15 protein-coding genes are annotated in these 14,931 nt (G+C 72.3%); 9 read left to right on the top strand and 6 right to left on the bottom strand.

Features of this window, described 5'->3' with window-relative positions; genetic code table 11:
* Nucleotides 1–192 precede the first annotated feature (192 nt).
* Both htpG and NE234_RS36415 read left to right on the top strand, forming a co-directional pair.
* The gene (gene htpG / locus NE234_RS36420) at nucleotides 193–2,103 is read left to right on the top strand and encodes a molecular chaperone HtpG (RefSeq protein WP_252785504.1); all 1,911 of its coding nucleotides are present in this window, start codon (nucleotides 193–195) and stop codon (nucleotides 2,101–2,103) included.
* A 299-nt stretch (nucleotides 2,104–2,402) separates the two neighbouring features.
* Nucleotides 2,403–3,575: a Cmx/CmrA family chloramphenicol efflux MFS transporter gene (locus NE234_RS36415; protein WP_252785503.1), complete on the top strand. Its 1,173-nt coding sequence runs from the start codon at nucleotides 2,403–2,405 to the stop codon at nucleotides 3,573–3,575.
* Nucleotides 3,576–3,852: 277 nt separating this feature from the next.
* On the opposite strand, the gene NE234_RS36410 is transcribed toward NE234_RS36415, so the two are convergent.
* Nucleotides 3,853–4,722, bottom strand: a complete 870-nt coding sequence (locus NE234_RS36410) for an SMP-30/gluconolactonase/LRE family protein (RefSeq protein WP_252785502.1) — start codon at nucleotides 4,720–4,722, stop codon at nucleotides 3,853–3,855.
* A gap of 148 nt (nucleotides 4,723–4,870) precedes the next feature.
* Nucleotides 4,871–5,509 carry an NAD(P)-dependent oxidoreductase gene (locus NE234_RS36405; protein ID WP_252785501.1) on the bottom strand — a complete coding sequence of 213 codons (639 nt, stop codon included), beginning with the start codon at nucleotides 5,507–5,509 and terminating at the stop codon, nucleotides 4,871–4,873.
* A gap of 108 nt (nucleotides 5,510–5,617) precedes the next feature.
* Between NE234_RS36405 and NE234_RS36400 the strand changes: the two genes are divergently transcribed.
* From NE234_RS36400 to NE234_RS36385, 4 genes are all read left to right on the top strand, one after another.
* A complete protein-coding gene (locus NE234_RS36400) occupies nucleotides 5,618–5,974 on the top strand; it encodes a winged helix-turn-helix transcriptional regulator (protein WP_252785500.1) in 357 nt (118 codons plus the stop codon).
* A gap of 66 nt (nucleotides 5,975–6,040) precedes the next feature.
* Entirely contained in the window at nucleotides 6,041–6,988 is a 948-nt protein-coding gene (locus tag NE234_RS36395; RefSeq protein WP_252785499.1) for a cobalamin biosynthesis protein, read from the top strand.
* Between the two features lie 233 nt (nucleotides 6,989–7,221).
* Nucleotides 7,222–8,724, top strand: coding sequence for a cobyric acid synthase (locus NE234_RS36390; RefSeq protein WP_252785603.1), 1,503 nt, complete (start codon nucleotides 7,222–7,224; stop codon nucleotides 8,722–8,724).
* Between the two features lie 40 nt (nucleotides 8,725–8,764).
* The gene (locus tag NE234_RS36385; RefSeq protein WP_252785498.1) at nucleotides 8,765–9,541 is read left to right on the top strand and encodes a class I SAM-dependent methyltransferase; all 777 of its coding nucleotides are present in this window, start codon (nucleotides 8,765–8,767) and stop codon (nucleotides 9,539–9,541) included.
* A 26-nt stretch (nucleotides 9,542–9,567) separates the two neighbouring features.
* Here NE234_RS36385 and NE234_RS36380 read toward each other — a convergent pair whose 3' ends face one another.
* Nucleotides 9,568–10,575 carry a Gfo/Idh/MocA family oxidoreductase gene (locus NE234_RS36380; protein WP_252785497.1) on the bottom strand — a complete coding sequence of 336 codons (1,008 nt, stop codon included), beginning with the start codon at nucleotides 10,573–10,575 and terminating at the stop codon, nucleotides 9,568–9,570.
* A gap of 103 nt (nucleotides 10,576–10,678) precedes the next feature.
* Between NE234_RS36380 and NE234_RS36375 the strand changes: the two genes are divergently transcribed.
* The gene (locus tag NE234_RS36375; protein ID WP_252785496.1) at nucleotides 10,679–11,506 is read left to right on the top strand and encodes an AMP-binding protein; all 828 of its coding nucleotides are present in this window, start codon (nucleotides 10,679–10,681) and stop codon (nucleotides 11,504–11,506) included.
* Here NE234_RS36375 and NE234_RS36370 read toward each other — a convergent pair.
* Together NE234_RS36370 and NE234_RS45625 are read right to left on the bottom strand one after the other, a co-directional pair.
* Nucleotides 11,485–11,877, bottom strand: coding sequence for a VOC family protein (locus NE234_RS36370; protein ID WP_252785495.1), 393 nt, complete (start codon nucleotides 11,875–11,877; stop codon nucleotides 11,485–11,487). The two genes, NE234_RS36375 and NE234_RS36370, sit on opposite strands and share 22 nt — an antisense overlap.
* Before the next feature lie 4 nt (nucleotides 11,878–11,881).
* Nucleotides 11,882–12,721: a helix-turn-helix domain-containing protein gene (locus tag NE234_RS45625; RefSeq protein WP_252785494.1), complete on the bottom strand. Its 840-nt coding sequence runs from the start codon at nucleotides 12,719–12,721 to the stop codon at nucleotides 11,882–11,884.
* A gap of 79 nt (nucleotides 12,722–12,800) precedes the next feature.
* Between NE234_RS45625 and NE234_RS36360 the strand changes: the two genes are divergently transcribed.
* On the top strand, nucleotides 12,801–13,406 hold the full coding sequence (locus NE234_RS36360; RefSeq protein ID WP_252785493.1) for a type IV toxin-antitoxin system AbiEi family antitoxin domain-containing protein: 606 nt from the start codon (nucleotides 12,801–12,803) through the stop codon (nucleotides 13,404–13,406).
* Nucleotides 13,406–14,365 (top strand): nucleotidyl transferase AbiEii/AbiGii toxin family protein, encoded by a 960-nt coding sequence (locus NE234_RS36355; protein WP_252785492.1) that lies wholly within the window; start codon nucleotides 13,406–13,408, stop codon nucleotides 14,363–14,365. The genes NE234_RS36360 and NE234_RS36355 overlap by 1 nt, the downstream gene beginning before the upstream one ends.
* Here NE234_RS36355 and NE234_RS36350 read toward each other — a convergent pair.
* On the bottom strand, nucleotides 14,349–14,807 hold the full coding sequence (locus NE234_RS36350; protein WP_252785491.1) for a MarR family winged helix-turn-helix transcriptional regulator: 459 nt from the start codon (nucleotides 14,805–14,807) through the stop codon (nucleotides 14,349–14,351). The genes NE234_RS36355 and NE234_RS36350 overlap by 17 nt on opposite strands.
* Nucleotides 14,808–14,931: the final 124 nt, after the last annotated feature.

Genomic DNA, 14,931 nt, shown 5'->3' with positions numbered 1-14,931 from the left:
CCCCAAGGACGAGATGACCGGGCACCGCGTGAGCCGGCGCGGATGTGATCCAGGGCACATGGAAGGCGGCGGACTCCCCTCATCCCGGAGCGAGGAGGAGAACTCTCGGTACGCTTTGGCCGATCCGGGGCCGGGAACCGGCCGACGGAGGAATGCCGGAAAGCGACGATCGCAAGGAGAAGTGTTCGTCCGATGAGCACGTCGACGCAACAAGAGAGGTTCGGTTTCCAGGCCGAGGTTGTCCAGCTTCTCGACCTGATGATTCACTCGCTTTACAGCAACAAGGAGATCTTCCTGCGGGAGCTGATCTCCAACGCCTCGGACGCCATCGACCGCCTGCGGTTCGCCAAGCTCACCGACCCCGGCCTCGATGAGCCCGACGAGCCGCTGCAGATCCGGGTCTCCTACGACAAGGACGCTCGCACGATCACCATTTCCGACAACGGCATCGGAATGAGCCGGCAGGAGGCGATGGACAACATCGGCACCATCGCCAAGTCCGGCACCCGCGAATTCCTCCAGGCTCTCACCGGGGACCAGCGGAAGGACGCGACGCTCATCGGGCAGTTCGGCGTCGGTTTCTACTCGGCGTTCATCGTCGCCGACCGGGTGACGCTGACGACGCGCCGGGCCGGCCTGCCCGCGGCGGAAGGCGTCCGGTGGGAGTCCGACGGCCGCGGTGAGTACACCCTGGAGACGATCGAGCACCCCGCACGGGGCACCGAGATCGTGCTGCACCTCCGCGAGGGTGAGGACGAGCTCCTGGGCGGCCACCGGCTGCGTACGATCATCCGCAAGTACTCCGACCACATCAGCCTGCCGATCCTCATGCCGGACGAGGACGCCGGGTCCGGCGACGCTCCGGCCGAGACGGTCGTCAACCGGGCGTCCGCGCTGTGGGCCCGCCCGAAGAGCGAGATCAGCGAGCAGGAGTACAACGAGTTCTACAAGCACGTCGCGCACGACTACGCCGACCCCCTCGCCCATCTGCACGCCAAGATGGAGGGGACCTACGAGTACACGCTGCTGCTGTTCGTTCCGGCGCACGCGCCGTTCGACCTGTGGATGCCCGAGTCCCGCCACGGCGTCAAGCTGCACGTCCAGCGGGTCTTCATCATGGACGACACCGGGCAGCTCATGCCGAACTACCTGCGCTTCGTCCGCGGCGTGATCGACTCCAGCGACCTGCCGCTGAATGTCTCCCGGGAGATCCTGCAGAGCAGCCGCGTCGTCGACTCGATCCGGTCCAGCGCGGTCAAGCGGGTGCTGAAGCTCCTGAAGGACCTGGCCGAGAAGGAACCGGAGAAGTACGCCACCTTCTGGGGCGAGTTCGGCGCCGTCCTCAAGGAGGGGGTCGCCGAGGACTACTCCAACCGGGACGACATCGCCGGTCTGCTGCGCTTCACCACGACCGCGTCGAGCACCGACACGCCGGACACCTCCCTCGCCGACTACGTGGCCCGCATGAAGGAAGGCCAGGAGAAGATCTACTACCTGGTCGCCCCCACGCTCGCCGCCGCCAAGTCCAGCCCGCACCTGGAGATCTTCCGTGAGAAGGGCATCGAGGTGCTGCTGCTGAGCGACCCCGTCGACAACTGGGTGGTGACCAGCCTGCCCGACTTCGACGGCAGGCGCCTGCAGTCCGTCGCGCAGGGCGCGGCCGACCTCGGCGCGCTGGAGGACGCCGCCGAGAAGGAGGCGAACGAGAAGGCCGGCACGCAGTTCGCCGCCCTGGTGGAGCGCCTCAAGAAGGCCCTCGGCGACCGCGTACGGGACGTGCGGACCACCAACCGCCTCACCACGTCGCCGGCCTGCATCGTCGCGGGCGAGGCGGAGATCGAGATGAACCTCATCCGCCGGATGCAGGGCTCGGGGATGCCGAGCGAGCCCATCCTGGAGATCAACCCCGAGCACCCGCTCATCCGGCGGCTCGACGCCGAACCCGACGAGCGCCTGGCCGACTGGGCGCACGTCCTCTACGGCCAGTCCGTCCTCACCCTCGGCGCCCGCGTCGACGAACCGGCCGAATTCGCCGCCCGCCTCAACGACCTGCTCGTCACGCTGACCGGCGAGCGGGAAACCACGGACGGCGACGACTCCTGACGGCGCCCGATCCGCAGCTCTGCGCCGCTCATGGCACCGACGCGCGTTCGGGAATCTCAGCGGCTGGGAAACCGGTTGCGCGGCGACCGGCGCGGTTGGGTAGTGTCCGGGGCCATGTCGAGCCCTGAGGCATCCAAGGTGGGGGCTTTCGGTCACGCCGTCAGCCCCCTGAACCACTGAGCTCCTAGTTCCCCTCCCGGCGGCGTTCGCCGCTCGGGACGGACACCCGCGCTCATGGGGCGCTGGCCGCGGTGACGAGACGTCTCCTCTGTCGTTCTCTCCTCACCTCGGAGTCCTCGGTGCCTCTTCCGCTGTACCTGCTCGCCGTGGCGGTCTTCGCCATGGGAACCTCGGAGTTCATGCTCGCCGGCCTGCTGCCGGACATCGCCGCAAGCCTCGACGTGCCGGTCGGCACCGCCGGGCTGCTGACCTCGGCCTTCGCGGTCGGGATGATCGCCGGCGCCCCGCTGATGGCCGGGCTCGCTCGCCGGTGGCCGGCCCGGAGCAGCCTGCTCGCGTTCGTGCTGGTGTTCGCGGGGGCCCACGCCGTGAGCGCTCTGACGACGGGCTTCGTCGTTCTGCTCGTCGCCCGCATGGCCGCCGCCCTGGCGAACGCGGGCTTCCTGGCCGTGGCCCTGACCACCGCGGCCACTCTCGTCGCGGCCGAGCAGAAGGGACGCGCGCTGTCGGTGCTGCTGGCGGGCACGACGGTGGCCACCATCGTCGGAGTTCCCGGCGGCGCGGTGCTCGGCGCACTGCTCGGCTGGCGGGCGGCCTTCTGGGCGATCGCGCTTCTCTGCCTTCCGGCGGCCGCCGGCGTCGTCAAGGGCATTCCGGCCCGTACCGTCGAGGACGCGCAGGCCGGTCCGGCCGGCCCGGGACTTCGCACCGAGATCGGCCGGCTCGCGAGGCCGCGGTTGCTCCTGGTGATGCTGCTCGGAGCACTCGTCAACGGCGCCACCTTCGGCACCTTCACCTTTCTGGCGCCGATCGTGACCGACACCGCCGGCCTGGCCGCGCCGTGGGTCTCGGTCGTCCTGGTGCTCTTCGGCCTCGGGTCCTTCCTCGGCGTCACCCTCGCGGGGCGCCTGTCGGACCATCGTCCCGGCCTGGTGATCGCCGTCGGCGGTCCGCTGCTGTTGCTCGGCTGGATCGCGCTGGCGACGCTGGCCGCCCATCCGGGCGCGCTGTTCGTCCTCGTGTTCGCGCAGGGCGCGCTCTCGTTCGCGCTGGGCGGCACCCTGATCGCCAGGGTGCTCTACGAGGCGGCGGGCGCCCCGACCATGGGCGGCTCGTACGCGACCGCGGCCCTCAACATCGGCGCCGCCGGTGGCCCCGTCCTCGCGGCGGCCACCCTCGGCCCAGGCCGGGGCGCCCTGGGCCCGGTCTGGGCCAGCGGCTTCCTGATCGCGATCGCATTGATCCTCGCCCTACCGCTCCTGCGGACCACCACGCCCGGCGCCGACGTCTGAACCCGAGCAACAGCGGACAACGTTCGGAAGTCCCCATGGCCCCCGGCAACCGGGGTGGCACCGGGTGGGGGTCACCGGGCGGCTTGCGCCGAGGGGTTTCGTCGTCTAGGCGACACGGATCCTCGGCGCTGAGCGCCGATCGTGGCGACGACAGCGGCAACGTGGACCATCACGGCGGCGGAGTTCCGCCGGGTACGACGCGCGACCTCCACGGATCGATCGCTGGTGTCCGCTGGGCTCTAACGGCAGCGGACACCAGCCGAAGCGCTCGGGAGGCTCAGCGGGCGCCGGTGAACGGCGTCGCCAGGGCGCCGGTGACGCCCGGGTCGACGCGGAAGATCCGGCCGGCGTCCGGCTCGGCCTCCCGCTGCTCCGGAGACAGGCCCTGCTGCGACGTCGTGATGAACAGCGTCGAACGGTCGGTGCCGCCGAAGCAGCAGCTCGAGACGTTCGTCACCGGGAGGCGGACCGTCCCCACGAGTTCCCCGGACGGGGCGTAGCGGTGGACCACGCCGCCGCCCCACACGGCCTGCCACAGGAAGCCCTCGTCGTCGACCGTCATGCCGTCGGGGTGACCACCCTCGACGGTGACGAACGGCCGCCGGTTCGTGACCTCACCGGTGTCCAGGTCGTAGTCGAAGACGTCGATCCGCCGGGTCGGCGTGTCGGCGTAGTACATCGTGCGGTGGTCGGGGCTCCAGGCGGGGCCGTTGGAGATGGTCACGTCGTCCAGCACGGTGCGGATCGAGCCGTCGAAGACGAACAGCGAGCCCGCCCCCTCCGTCTCGTCGAACGCCATCGTGCCGGCCCAGAACCGCCCCGCCGGGTCGCACTTGCCGTCGTTCATCCGGATGATGGAGGCGTCGGCCAGGTCGCCGGTCAGCGCCGTCGCCCTGCCGTCCTCGTCCAGTTCCATGAAGCAGGTGCCGGCGGCGATGATCCATCCGCCCAGCACCCGGGGCACGGCGGCGCCGATCGGCCGGTCCACCTGGAGCGAACGCGGGTCGGTCAGCGTCTTGCCGTCGTAGCCGGCCAGCCACAGCCTCCCGGCCATGATGTCGACCCAGCCGAGCCGGTCTCCGTACCAGAACGGCCCCTCGGCGTGCTCCACCTTGACCGGCGAACAGGGTTCCGCGGTGAGTTCCATGCTTCGGCTCCAACCGTGTCGCGATGATCAGCGTCATCCTTCCACTACCCGCTCACACCGCGACCAGCCGAGACCCGGGGACCGCATCCGCTGGGGCGGTACCGAAGGGGGGCCGCGGGCCCTCGTTCCGGACGAGGGCCCGCACTCGTCATCCCACGGCGAGGTGGCCGCGGTGGTGGCGTGGCGTCTCGGCCTCGTCGAGCAGGGCGAGGGCGAAGTCGGCGTAGGAGATACGGGCCGCGGCGTCGCCGTGTTCGCGGATGTCGTAGCCGCCGGTGCGCCCGCCCTCGTGGTCGAAGTCCCCGGCCGGGCTGACGTACACCCAGTCCAGCGTGCCGCCTTCGGCACGGAGCACCTCCAGACCGGCGGCGTGAGCCAGGCAGAAGGGCCGGGCCTCGGCGGGAAAACCGGGCGCGTCCAGCAGCCGGGTCCCGTCGGGGCCGGGCAGCAGCACCGACAGCCCGACCGCGACGAGCCTGTCCACACCGGCCTGCGGCAGGCCCTTGACCAGGGCGCGTGCGGCGGCGGGGAAGAAGGCGTCCGGGTCGGTGCCCGCGCCGTACACCGCGGCCGCGTTGATCGCGGCGTCGTGCCCGGCCGCGAGGGTGGCGACGTCCGTCACGTCGGTGACGTCGCCGGCGGCGACCCGGACGCCGTCATCGGTCAGGCCGCCGTGGCCGGCGGGGTCGCGCACCACCGCGGTCACCTCGTGCCCACGCCGGCGCGCTTCGGCGACGGCCTGCCGGCCGGCCCTGCCCCCTGCTCCGAAGATCACGATCCTGCCCATTCGGAATACCTCCCGTTGCGTCGATGCTCGGGAAGGTATCCAGGAGGGCGGTTACCTCCCGGATACCGAGACCGGATCCCGACCCCGGCCGAAGGGCAGGAGACCGCCATGGCGCACCGGCAGCCGCTGCCTCCCGACATGTTCGACGAACTGTGCCCCTCCTCGCTGGTGCCGTTCCGCTTCGGCGACAAGTGGGCGGCCCTGATCATTCGTTGCCTGGAAGGCGGCCCGCGCCGGTTCTCCGAACTCCGCGTGCCCCTGAGTCGCGTCACCCCCAAGGTGCTCACCCAGTCGCTACGCCGCCTGGAGCGGGACGGGCTCGTCTCACGCACGGTGCACGCCGACCCGACTGCGGGAGTGGAGTACGCGCTGACGCCGCTGGGCCGCAGCATGGTGGGGCCACTGGACGCCGCCTGCGCGTGGGCGGCGGAGCACTGGGACGAGCTGCTGGACGCACACGAGTGAATGCGCATGGCCGGAGAGGACCTGCGGCGAGTCCCGGGTGATCGGGCGGCCCTATCGTCTTGGTCCGTGACGACGGACAAGGGACTGTTGGCGGGGCTGCTGCTGGACGCGCTGGCCGGGGACCCGCGGCGAGGGCATCCGGTGGCGGCGTTCGGGCGGGCCGCGAGCGCGCTGGAGCGGCGCCTGTACCGGGACTCGGTGGGGCGGGGGGCGCTGTTCACGGCCGCGTGCGTGGCCGGGGCGGCCGGCGCCGGTCTCGTCGTGGACGCCGTCGGCCGTCGTACGGCGGGGCGTACGGCGCTCACCGCCGCCGCCACGTGGGCGGTGCTCGGCGGGACGTCCCTCGGGCGGGAGGGGCTGGCGATGGCGACCGCGCTGGAGGCCGGGGACATCGAGGCGGCGCGGCGGCGGCTGCCGCACCTGTGCGGGCGTGATCCGAGCGCGCTCGACGCCAAGGAACTCGCGCGGGCGACGGTCGAGTCGGTCGCCGAGAACACCTCCGACGCCGCGGTGGCGCCCCTGTTCTGGGGCGCCGTCCTGGGCGTGCCGGGGCTCCTCGCGTACCGGGCGGTCAACACGCTGGACGCGATGGTCGGGCACCGCGGCCCGCGGTACCTCAGGTTCGGGCGGGTCGCGGCGCGCCTGGACGACGCGGCGAACTGGGTACCCGCCCGGCTGACCGGGCTGCTCACGGTGGCCTGCGCGCCGCTCGTCGGCGGCTCGCCGCGCGACGCGTACGCGATCCTGCGCCGCGACGGCGCGGCGCACCCGAGCCCGAACGCCGGGCGGTGCGAGGCGGCCTTCGCCGGGGCGCTCGGGGTCCGGCTCGGCGGCGTCAACGTGTACGGGAACCGCGTCGAGCACCGGCCGGAGCTCGGTGACGGCCGTGCCGCCGAGCCGCGGGACGTCCGGCGGGCCGTCCGCCTGTCCCGTACGGTCACGGTGGCCTCGGCCGCCGTCGTGATCGGCGCCCGCGCCGCCGTCAGGGCCTGGGCGCGGAGCCGGCGCCGCTGAACGGGGCGAGCCGCGCGGGTGTTGCTCCGCGCACATCCCTACGATGCGCCCCCGCGGCGTACGGCCGTCGGCGACCGGACGGCCGGTGCGGTCCTGGACGCGGCGGCGGGCCTTCCCGCGGGCCGGGTCCGCCGCCGTCCTCGCACCGGCGCACCGCGGGCTCGCCGCCTCCTGACCGACCGCAGCCGGCGGCGCGGCTGCTAACTTCGGCGTCCGTGAGCACACGGAGCGGGATGCTGCTGGTCGCCGGTACGACCTCGGATGCGGGCAAGAGCATCCTCACGGCGGGGATCTGCCGGTGGCTCGCCCGCCAGGGCGTCAAGGTCGCGCCGTTCAAGGCGCAGAACATGTCGCTCAACTCGATGGTCACCGCCGACGGCGCGGAGATCGGACGGGCGCAGGCGATGCAGGCCGCCGCCGCGCGGATCGAGCCGACCGCGCACATGAACCCGGTCCTCCTCAAGCCCGGCAGCGACCGGCGCAGCCAGGTCGTCGTCCTCGGCCACCCGGTCGCCGAGGTCGACGCGATGGGGTACGCCGCGCACAAGGAGCGCCTGCGCCAGGTCGTCCTCGGCAGCCTCGCCGAGCTACGAGCCCAGTACGACGTCGTCGTCTGCGAGGGCGCGGGCAGCCCCGCCGAGATCAACCTGCGCGCCGGCGACCTGGCGAACATGGGCCTGGCGCGCGCCGCCGGCGGCCCGGACGGGCCCGGCATGCCGGTGATCGTCGTCGGCGACATCGACCGGGGCGGGGTGTTCGCCGCGCTGTACGGGACGGTGGGCCTGCTGGAGCCCGCGGACCAGCGGCTCATCGCCGGCTTCGTCATCAACAAGTTCCGGGGCGCGCCGGAGCTGCTGGCCCCGGGGCTGGCGCAGATCACCGCGCTGACCGGCCGGCCGGTGTACGGCGTGCTGCCCTGGCTCGGCGGGCTCTGGCTGGACGTCGAGGACTCCCTCGCCCTGGACGCGCGCCCCGCGACGCGCCCGGCGGTCGCGGGGGAGACGCTGCGGGTCGCGGTCGCCCGGCTGCCCCGGATCTCCAACTTCACCGACCTCGACGCCCTGGCCGCCGAGCCCGGCGTGAGCGTGCGGTTCGCGACCACGCCCGGCGAACTGGCCGACGCCGACCTGGTCGTGCTGCCCGGCTCCCGTGCCACCGTCGCCGACCTGGCCTGGCTGCACGAGCACGGACTGGCCGCCGAGGTCGTGCGGCGCGCGCGGGCGGGCCGGCCGGTGCTCGGCATCTGCGGCGGCTACCAGATGCTGGCCCGCGAGATCCTCGACGACATCGAGTCCATGGCCGGGCCCGTGCCGGGCCTCGGGCTGCTGCCGGCACGGGTGGAGTTCGGGCCGGACAAGATCCTCGGCCGGCCGAGCGGCACGGCGTACGGCGAGCCGGTGCGCGCGTACGAGATCCACCACGGCGTGACGGCGGTGGAAGGCGGCGAGCCGTTCCTCGACGGGTGCCGCGAGGGGGCGGTCTGGGGGACGACCTGGCACGGCGCGCTGGAGAACGACGGCTTCCGCCGCGCCTTCCTCGCCGAGGTCGCCCGGGTCGCGGGCCGCGACTTCACCCCCGCGCCGGACACCGACTTCGCCGCGCTGCGGGAGGCCCAGCTCGACGCTCTGGGCGACCTGGTCGAACACCACCTCGACACCGACGCCCTGTGGCGCCTCATCGAGACCGGCCCACCGGCGGACCTGCCCGTGGTCCCCCCGGGCGGGGCCCTCGTATGAGCGCGGCACCTCTGGCCGCTCCTCCGGGGAAGGAGGGCGCATGAGCGGTTTCACACCGGGCGAGGACCGCTGGCGGTCGCGGCTCGGGACGCTGCGGCAGGTCGTCCGCCAGGAGCTCGTCACCAGACAGCTCGCCCACCACCTCCCGGACGCCGAGCCGGGTGACGTCCTGGACCTCGGCTGCGGTCAGGGCACCCAGGTGCTGGCGCTCGCCCGCCGGGGCCACCGGGTGACGGGCCTGGACGCCTCGCCCGCGCTGCTCGGCGACCTGCGGGCCGCGCTGGAGACCGAGCCGCCGGAGGTACGCGAGCACGTCCGCCTCGTCGAAGGCGACGTGCGGGAGGCCGCACGGCTCCTGGCGCCGTCGCGGTTCGGCGTCGTGCTGTGCCACGGCGTCCTCATGTACTTCGCCGATCCCGGCCCGGTCCTCGACGCCGTCGCCGGGGTCACCGCGCCCGGCGGACTCGTGTCCCTCCTCGTACGGAACGGCGACGCCCTCGCCATGCGGCCGGGACTGAAGGGCGACTGGGCGGCCGCCGCCGACGCCTTCGACGGCACCGCCTACCGCAACCGGATCGGCGTCGACGCCCGCGCCGACCGGCTCGCCGATCTGACGGCGTCGCTGGCCGAGCGCGGCCTGGCCCGGATCGCCTGGTACGGCGTCCGCGTCTTCACCGACACCGCCGCCGACGACGCGCCCGTGCCCGGCCCCGAACGGCTCGACGCGCTCCTGGCCTGCGAGGAGCGCGCCGGGCGCACCGACCCGTACCGGGGCGTGGCCGCGCTCCTCCACGTCATCGCCCGGCGGACGGGCTAGCGGGAGCTCCGCTAGGAAGAGCTCCGCTAGGAAGAGCTCCGCGCCGCGGTCTCGATGACCTCCAGGCCGGCGATCGCGTCCTCCAGCGTCACCGGCGGTGGGCCGTCGCCGCGGACCGCCGCCGCGACGGCCGGGTAGAAGTCCCGGTAGCGGCCCGGGTCGGTCGGTTCCGTGCGGGTGTCGCCGGGCGTGCCGACCTCGCCGTACGCCTCGGGCGGGGTCACGCCGAACTCCGTGTCCTCCGGAGTGCGGCCCGCGCGGAGCTGGTCCTCCTGGACGTCGAGCCCGTACGTGACGTACGCGGCGCGGTCGCCCAGCACGCGGAATCGCGGTCCGAGGTCCGCGCTGATCGCGCTCATCCACAGGTGGGACCGGACGCCGTTCGCGTGGGTCAGGGCGACGAACGCGTCGTCGACCGCCTCGGCGTCCGGCCGCCGTACGTCCAGTTCGGCGTGGACGGCGACGGGCGGGCCGAACAACGTGATCGCCTGGTCGATCAGGTGCGCGCCGAGGTCGTACAGGACGCCGCCCGCGGCGTCCGGGTCGGCCGTCTCCTTCCAGCCCGGCTTGATCTGCGGGCGCCAGCGCGTGAACCGCGACTCGAACCGCAGCACCCGCCCGAGTGTTCCGTCGCCGATGAGCCGGGCGGCGGTCCGGAAGTCCCCGTCCCAGCGGCGGTTGTGGAACGGCACGACCAGCGGGCCGCCGGCCAGCGACCGGGCCTCGGCGGCGGTCACCGCGACCGGCTTGTCGACGACGACGGGAAGCCCGGCGTCGAGCGCCGCGCGGGCGAGGGGCGCGTGCGTGCGGTTCGGCGTGGTCACGACGACCAGGTCGTATCCGCCGGACCGGACGTCGCCGGGTGCGTCGAGCAGTTCGGCGCCGGGGTACCGGTCACGGACGGCCGCCCGCCGCGCCGGGTCGCGGGTCACGACGGCGGCGAGTTCCAGGCCGGGGGCGGCCGAGATGAGCGGTGCGTGAAAGACCGCGCCTCCGGTTCCATACCCGATCAAAGCAACGCGCAGGTTGTCCACAGATGGCCTCCTTCAAGGCCATTTGATCACGCTGCGGGTCTGTCCCGGCACGGTGGATCGGCCTAGTCTCCCAGGGGGGTCTTCGATCGGTGAAGGAGCACGCATGCCCGACCCGTCGCCAGACGCGAATCTGGCCGAGTCGCTGAGCCGATGGACGCTCGCGTTCGGCTGGCGTGACCGGGCGGCGTTCCTGTGCGGTGACGACGTCTTCACGCACGGGGAGGTCCATCGGGGGGCCGGGCGCGCGGCGGGGTTCCTGCGGGCGCACGGCGTACGGCCGGGCGACCGGGTGGTGATCGCGCTTCCGGGGGCGATGGAGTTCGTGTGGGCGTTCCTCGGCGCCGTGCGGATCGGGGCGCTCGCGCTGATCGCCGACCCCGAGGCGTCGATGCTCCCGCCGGGAGAGGTCGCGGTCTGCGCGCCCGGCCGGCACCGGAACGTCATCACCCCCGGCGAGCTCGTCACCGGCATGGCGCGGGCCACCGTGCCGCCGGCGCACCCCGTGCACTCCTGGACACCGGCGTTCACGCAGTACGGCGAGCTGTACGCGCACGGCGACCCGGAGGCCTCGTTCCTGGCAATGGAGCCGTTCGGGCTGCGGGAGAACGACGTGCTGTTCTCCGTTCCCAAGACCCACGATCCGGTGGGGCTGCGCAACACCGTCTTCCTGCCGCTGTACTCGGGAGCCAGCGCGGTGCTGGACTCCGGCCGGCGGTCGATCGCCGCGGTCGCCGAGCGGGTGCGCCGGCACCGGGCGAGCGTCCTGCTGTCGACGTCCGCGTTCCTGACGAGGCTGGCGGCGGAGGCACCCCGCGAGCCGTTCTGGCCGCTGCGCATCGCGGTCTCGCAGGGCGCCCCGCCGCCGGTCCACGCCGAGGACCGGCTCGGCTGCCCGGTTCTGGCCCCGGTTCAGGACCCGGCGCCGGCGTAGGTGCCGAAGCTCCAGAACACCCCCTCGGGGTCCCGCACGGTGAATCCCCGTGAGCCGTAGTCCTCGTCGGTGAGTCCCTGGACGACGGTCGCGCCCGCCGCCACGGCCCGCGCGTACACCGCGTCGGGCGCGTCGGTGACGACGTACACCGCTCCGGCGCCCGGCGGCAGACCGGCGATCGCGCTGTCGGCACGGTCGGCGTCGCCCAGCATGACGCCGCCGCCTCCGGGCGCGCGCAGCTCGGCGTGGGCCACCCGGCCGTCGTCCTCGTACACCGCGACCTCCTCGAACCCGAAGGCGTCGGCGAGGAACCGGATCGCGGCGTGGGCGTCCTTGTAACGGAGTGCGGGCCAGACTCTGGTTTCGCTCATGGCCTCATCGTCGGCCGGCGGCGTCCTCGCCGTCTTGGACGAAAGGGAGCTCCTCGCCGGCCAGCCACGCGGACGGGGGACACCCGGCGAGGTCGTTCCACTCGCGGGCGAGGTGCGCCTGGTCGTAGTACCCGCACACCGCCGCCACGCTCGCCAGCGGCGGCCGTCCGGGCTCCTTGAGCAGCCGCTTGGACCGCTCGAACCGCATGACGCGGGCCGCCTCCTTCGGCCGCAGCCCGTACTCGGCCGCGAACCGCTCGCTCAGGTGCCGGCGGCTCCAGCCGACCTCGCGCGCCAGGTCGCCGATCCGCACGGCGCCGTCCGTGTCGGCGAGACGCCGCCAGGCGTACCCGACCTCGGGCGGCGGACCGGGCCGCCGGTCCATGCCGCGGGAGAGCACGTCCTCGACGACGGCGAAGCGCGCCGGCCAGGCCGATGCCCCGGCCAGGCGCTCGACGAGCTCCCCGGTCCGGGCGCCGATCAGGTCGCCGAGGGACAGGACGGCCGAGCCCAGCTCGGCGGCGGGCAGCCCGAACAGCGACCGTGCCCCCTCCGGCGTGAGGTCGAGCTGAATCCCGGCGAGGTCGCCGTCATGGGAGATCCGCACCGGCCGGGTGTGCAGGCCCCCGGCCAGCGCCGTGAGAGCGGCCGATCCGTACGGCCCGCTCGTGCGGGTCGGGGCGCCCAGGCTGAGGACCACGGTCAGGTGCCGGGACGGCAGTCCGAGATGCGTGCCCGCCGGAAAGCCCTCGTACCGGTACCCGACGCAGCGCGCCACCGCCGACGTGAGCCGCCCCGACGGCCGCCAACGAACACTCTGACTGATCCGCCGCGAGCCGCCCACAGGCTTTACGATATCCCGCTCCTCGCGAACCTGTATCAAAGTATTACCAGCTCGGGTCGACCTGGTAATACTTTGATACATGGCCACCACCTCGTCCGTGTCTCTCCTCCGTCTGGAGCGCTTGCCCGCGACCTTCCTGACCCGCACGGCGCGAGAGATCGGTATCGCGCCACACGATCTCTATCGGTTGCGGGACGAAGGAGTGATTCACGAGCTGAGCAGAGGGGTCTTCCGGAAGGCGACCGCCCCTGAGGGGCAGGTCGACCTGCTGGCGGTGGCACTACGGGCACCATTGGCTGTCGTATGTCTGGAATCGGCGTTGGCGCTGCACGGACTAATCGATGAAATCCCCGCGAAGCTGCATATAGCGGTCCCTAGGGGAACTACACCTCCTAAGATGGATTTTCCGCCGCTGGCGGTTCATCGATTCCATGCCGACACATTTGAGATGGGTGTTCAGATGTATGAAGCGGCCCCATCTGAGGGTGTCCGCATATATAGTGCCGCCAGGAGTGTCGTGGACGCGATGCGGCTTCGGCACCTCGTTGGGGATGTTCTCGCATTCCACGCACTTCGAACCTCGCTGGAGAACGGCGCGGCACGCCCCGGCGAATTGGTCGATCTTGCGCGGACGCTCGGGGTGGACGGCCCTGTGCTCCAGGCGATAGAGGTGGTGCTCTCCTGATGGCTCCGAACCCGCGACGGGACACGCCGGCAGGCCGGGCTTACAACGACCTGCGTAACAAGGCCCGGAGGGAAGGCCGCCCGACAGACGAGCTGCTGACCTTATTCGTCCTCGAACGCTTCTTGTATCGACTGAGCCGATCGGATGTGTCCGATCGGTTCGCTCTCAAGGGCGGCATGTTGCTGAGCGCCTATCACGCACGCCGTACGACTCGGGATGCGGATTTGTCCGGCATCGGGATATCGGTGACGGGAGACGACGCCGTAGCGGTGATGGGTCGGGTCGCCGGTATGGCGGTCGACGATGGCGTCGAGTTCCTCGTCGGTCAGATCCGGAGCCGGGCGATTCGTGAGGATGGGCCCTATGGCGGAACGCGAGTGGTCATCCCCGCTCAGGTTGCACGATTTCGAACCAGCGTCCAGATCGACGTCAGCGCCGGCGATCCGATCGTGCCGGGAGCGCAGCGTATCGACTTCCCGCAACAACTCGGGGACTCCTCATTCGAAGTGCTCGCGTATCCCATTGAGACGGTCCTCGCGGAGAAGGTCCTCACGGCGCTCGAGAGAAGTGACGCGAACACGCGGGTGCGCGACTACGCCGACATCTGGCGGCTCATCGCGGCCAACGCCTTCGCCGGTGCGGTCCTGCTCGAGGCGGTGGCCAAGACGGCGGACCATCGAGGGCTGAAACCAGGGCCGCTGTCCGAACGGATCACGTCGCTCGTCGACCTCCGCAGCCGCACCTACCGCGAGTGGCGTACGAGGCTGGGCCCGGACGGTGAGGCGTATCCGGAGGATTTCGCCAAGGTGGTCGCCAAGGTGGTCGCCGCGGTGGTCGCGTTCGCCGATCCGCTGCTCGTCGGTGAGGTCGTGGGTGCGAAGTGGGATCCGGGCGCCCGGTCCTGGCGGCAACGGCCCTCCGCCGAGGGGCCACGGTGGGCGGTCAGGTGGTCGGGGTGAGGTTGGGGAGGGTCTCCAGGGCGCTGACCAATGGGGCGAGTTCGGGAAGGGCGGCGGCGTCGGCGAGGGCCGTTTCCAGGGCCGCGTTGTGGGTCGGGGTCGCCTTGGCGAGAAGTGCCCCGCCCTCCTCGGTGACCTCGGTGTAGATGCCGCGCCGGTCGTCCTCGCACAGGTAGCGGCGGAGCAGGCCGCGCTTCTCCAGGCGGGTGACGAGACGGGTCGTGGCGCTCTGGCTCAGGACCATGGCGTTCGCGAGCTGCTGCATCCGCATGTGCCAGTCGTCCTGTCGGGACAGCAGGTGGAGGGCGCAGTACTCGTTGACGCTCAGGTCGTGCTCGGCCTGCAGGGCCCGCTCGACCTTGTCCTCGATCCGGGCGTGCAGGGCGGCGAGGGTACGCCAGCCCTGGGCGCGGGCCTCGGCCGCGTCATCGGGCAGTGACATGGGTCACCCCTCCTTGCGTTTGGCATCTCACTGATTGCGTGGTGAGATAGTCGGCGTCTGCAAGTAACAGGCGTGTGCAACTAATTCGTGCGCTGGTTATTGCTCACGCCCCTCAGTCTACGCG

The sequence above is a fragment of the Actinoallomurus rhizosphaericola genome (assembly GCF_024055675.1).
GTDB lineage: Bacteria > Actinomycetota > Actinomycetes > Streptosporangiales > Streptosporangiaceae > Actinoallomurus > Actinoallomurus soli.
This window is presented reverse-complemented; position numbering and strand designations above follow the sequence as displayed.

What these genes read in the sequence shown, in the direction of transcription:
- htpG (WP_252785504.1), top strand. Translation starts at nt 193, where the DNA reads ATGAGCACGTCGACGCAACAAGAGAGGTTCGGTTTCCAGGCCGAGGTT.
- NE234_RS36410 (WP_252785502.1), bottom strand. Translation starts at nt 4,722, where the DNA reads ATGGAACTCACCGCGGAACCCTGTTCGCCGGTCAAGGTGGAGCACGCC.
- NE234_RS36405 (WP_252785501.1), bottom strand. Translation starts at nt 5,509, where the DNA reads ATGGGCAGGATCGTGATCTTCGGAGCAGGGGGCAGGGCCGGCCGGCAG.
- NE234_RS36400 (WP_252785500.1), top strand. Translation starts at nt 5,618, where the DNA reads ATGGCGCACCGGCAGCCGCTGCCTCCCGACATGTTCGACGAACTGTGC.
- NE234_RS36390 (WP_252785603.1), top strand. Translation starts at nt 7,222, where the DNA reads ATGCTGCTGGTCGCCGGTACGACCTCGGATGCGGGCAAGAGCATCCTC.
- NE234_RS36385 (WP_252785498.1), top strand. Translation starts at nt 8,765, where the DNA reads ATGAGCGGTTTCACACCGGGCGAGGACCGCTGGCGGTCGCGGCTCGGG.
- NE234_RS36375 (WP_252785496.1), top strand. Translation starts at nt 10,679, where the DNA reads ATGCCCGACCCGTCGCCAGACGCGAATCTGGCCGAGTCGCTGAGCCGA.
- NE234_RS36370 (WP_252785495.1), bottom strand. Translation starts at nt 11,877, where the DNA reads ATGAGCGAAACCAGAGTCTGGCCCGCACTCCGTTACAAGGACGCCCAC.
- NE234_RS36360 (WP_252785493.1), top strand. Translation starts at nt 12,801, where the DNA reads ATGGCCACCACCTCGTCCGTGTCTCTCCTCCGTCTGGAGCGCTTGCCC.
- NE234_RS36355 (WP_252785492.1), top strand. Translation starts at nt 13,406, where the DNA reads ATGGCTCCGAACCCGCGACGGGACACGCCGGCAGGCCGGGCTTACAAC.
- NE234_RS36350 (WP_252785491.1), bottom strand. Translation starts at nt 14,807, where the DNA reads ATGTCACTGCCCGATGACGCGGCCGAGGCCCGCGCCCAGGGCTGGCGT.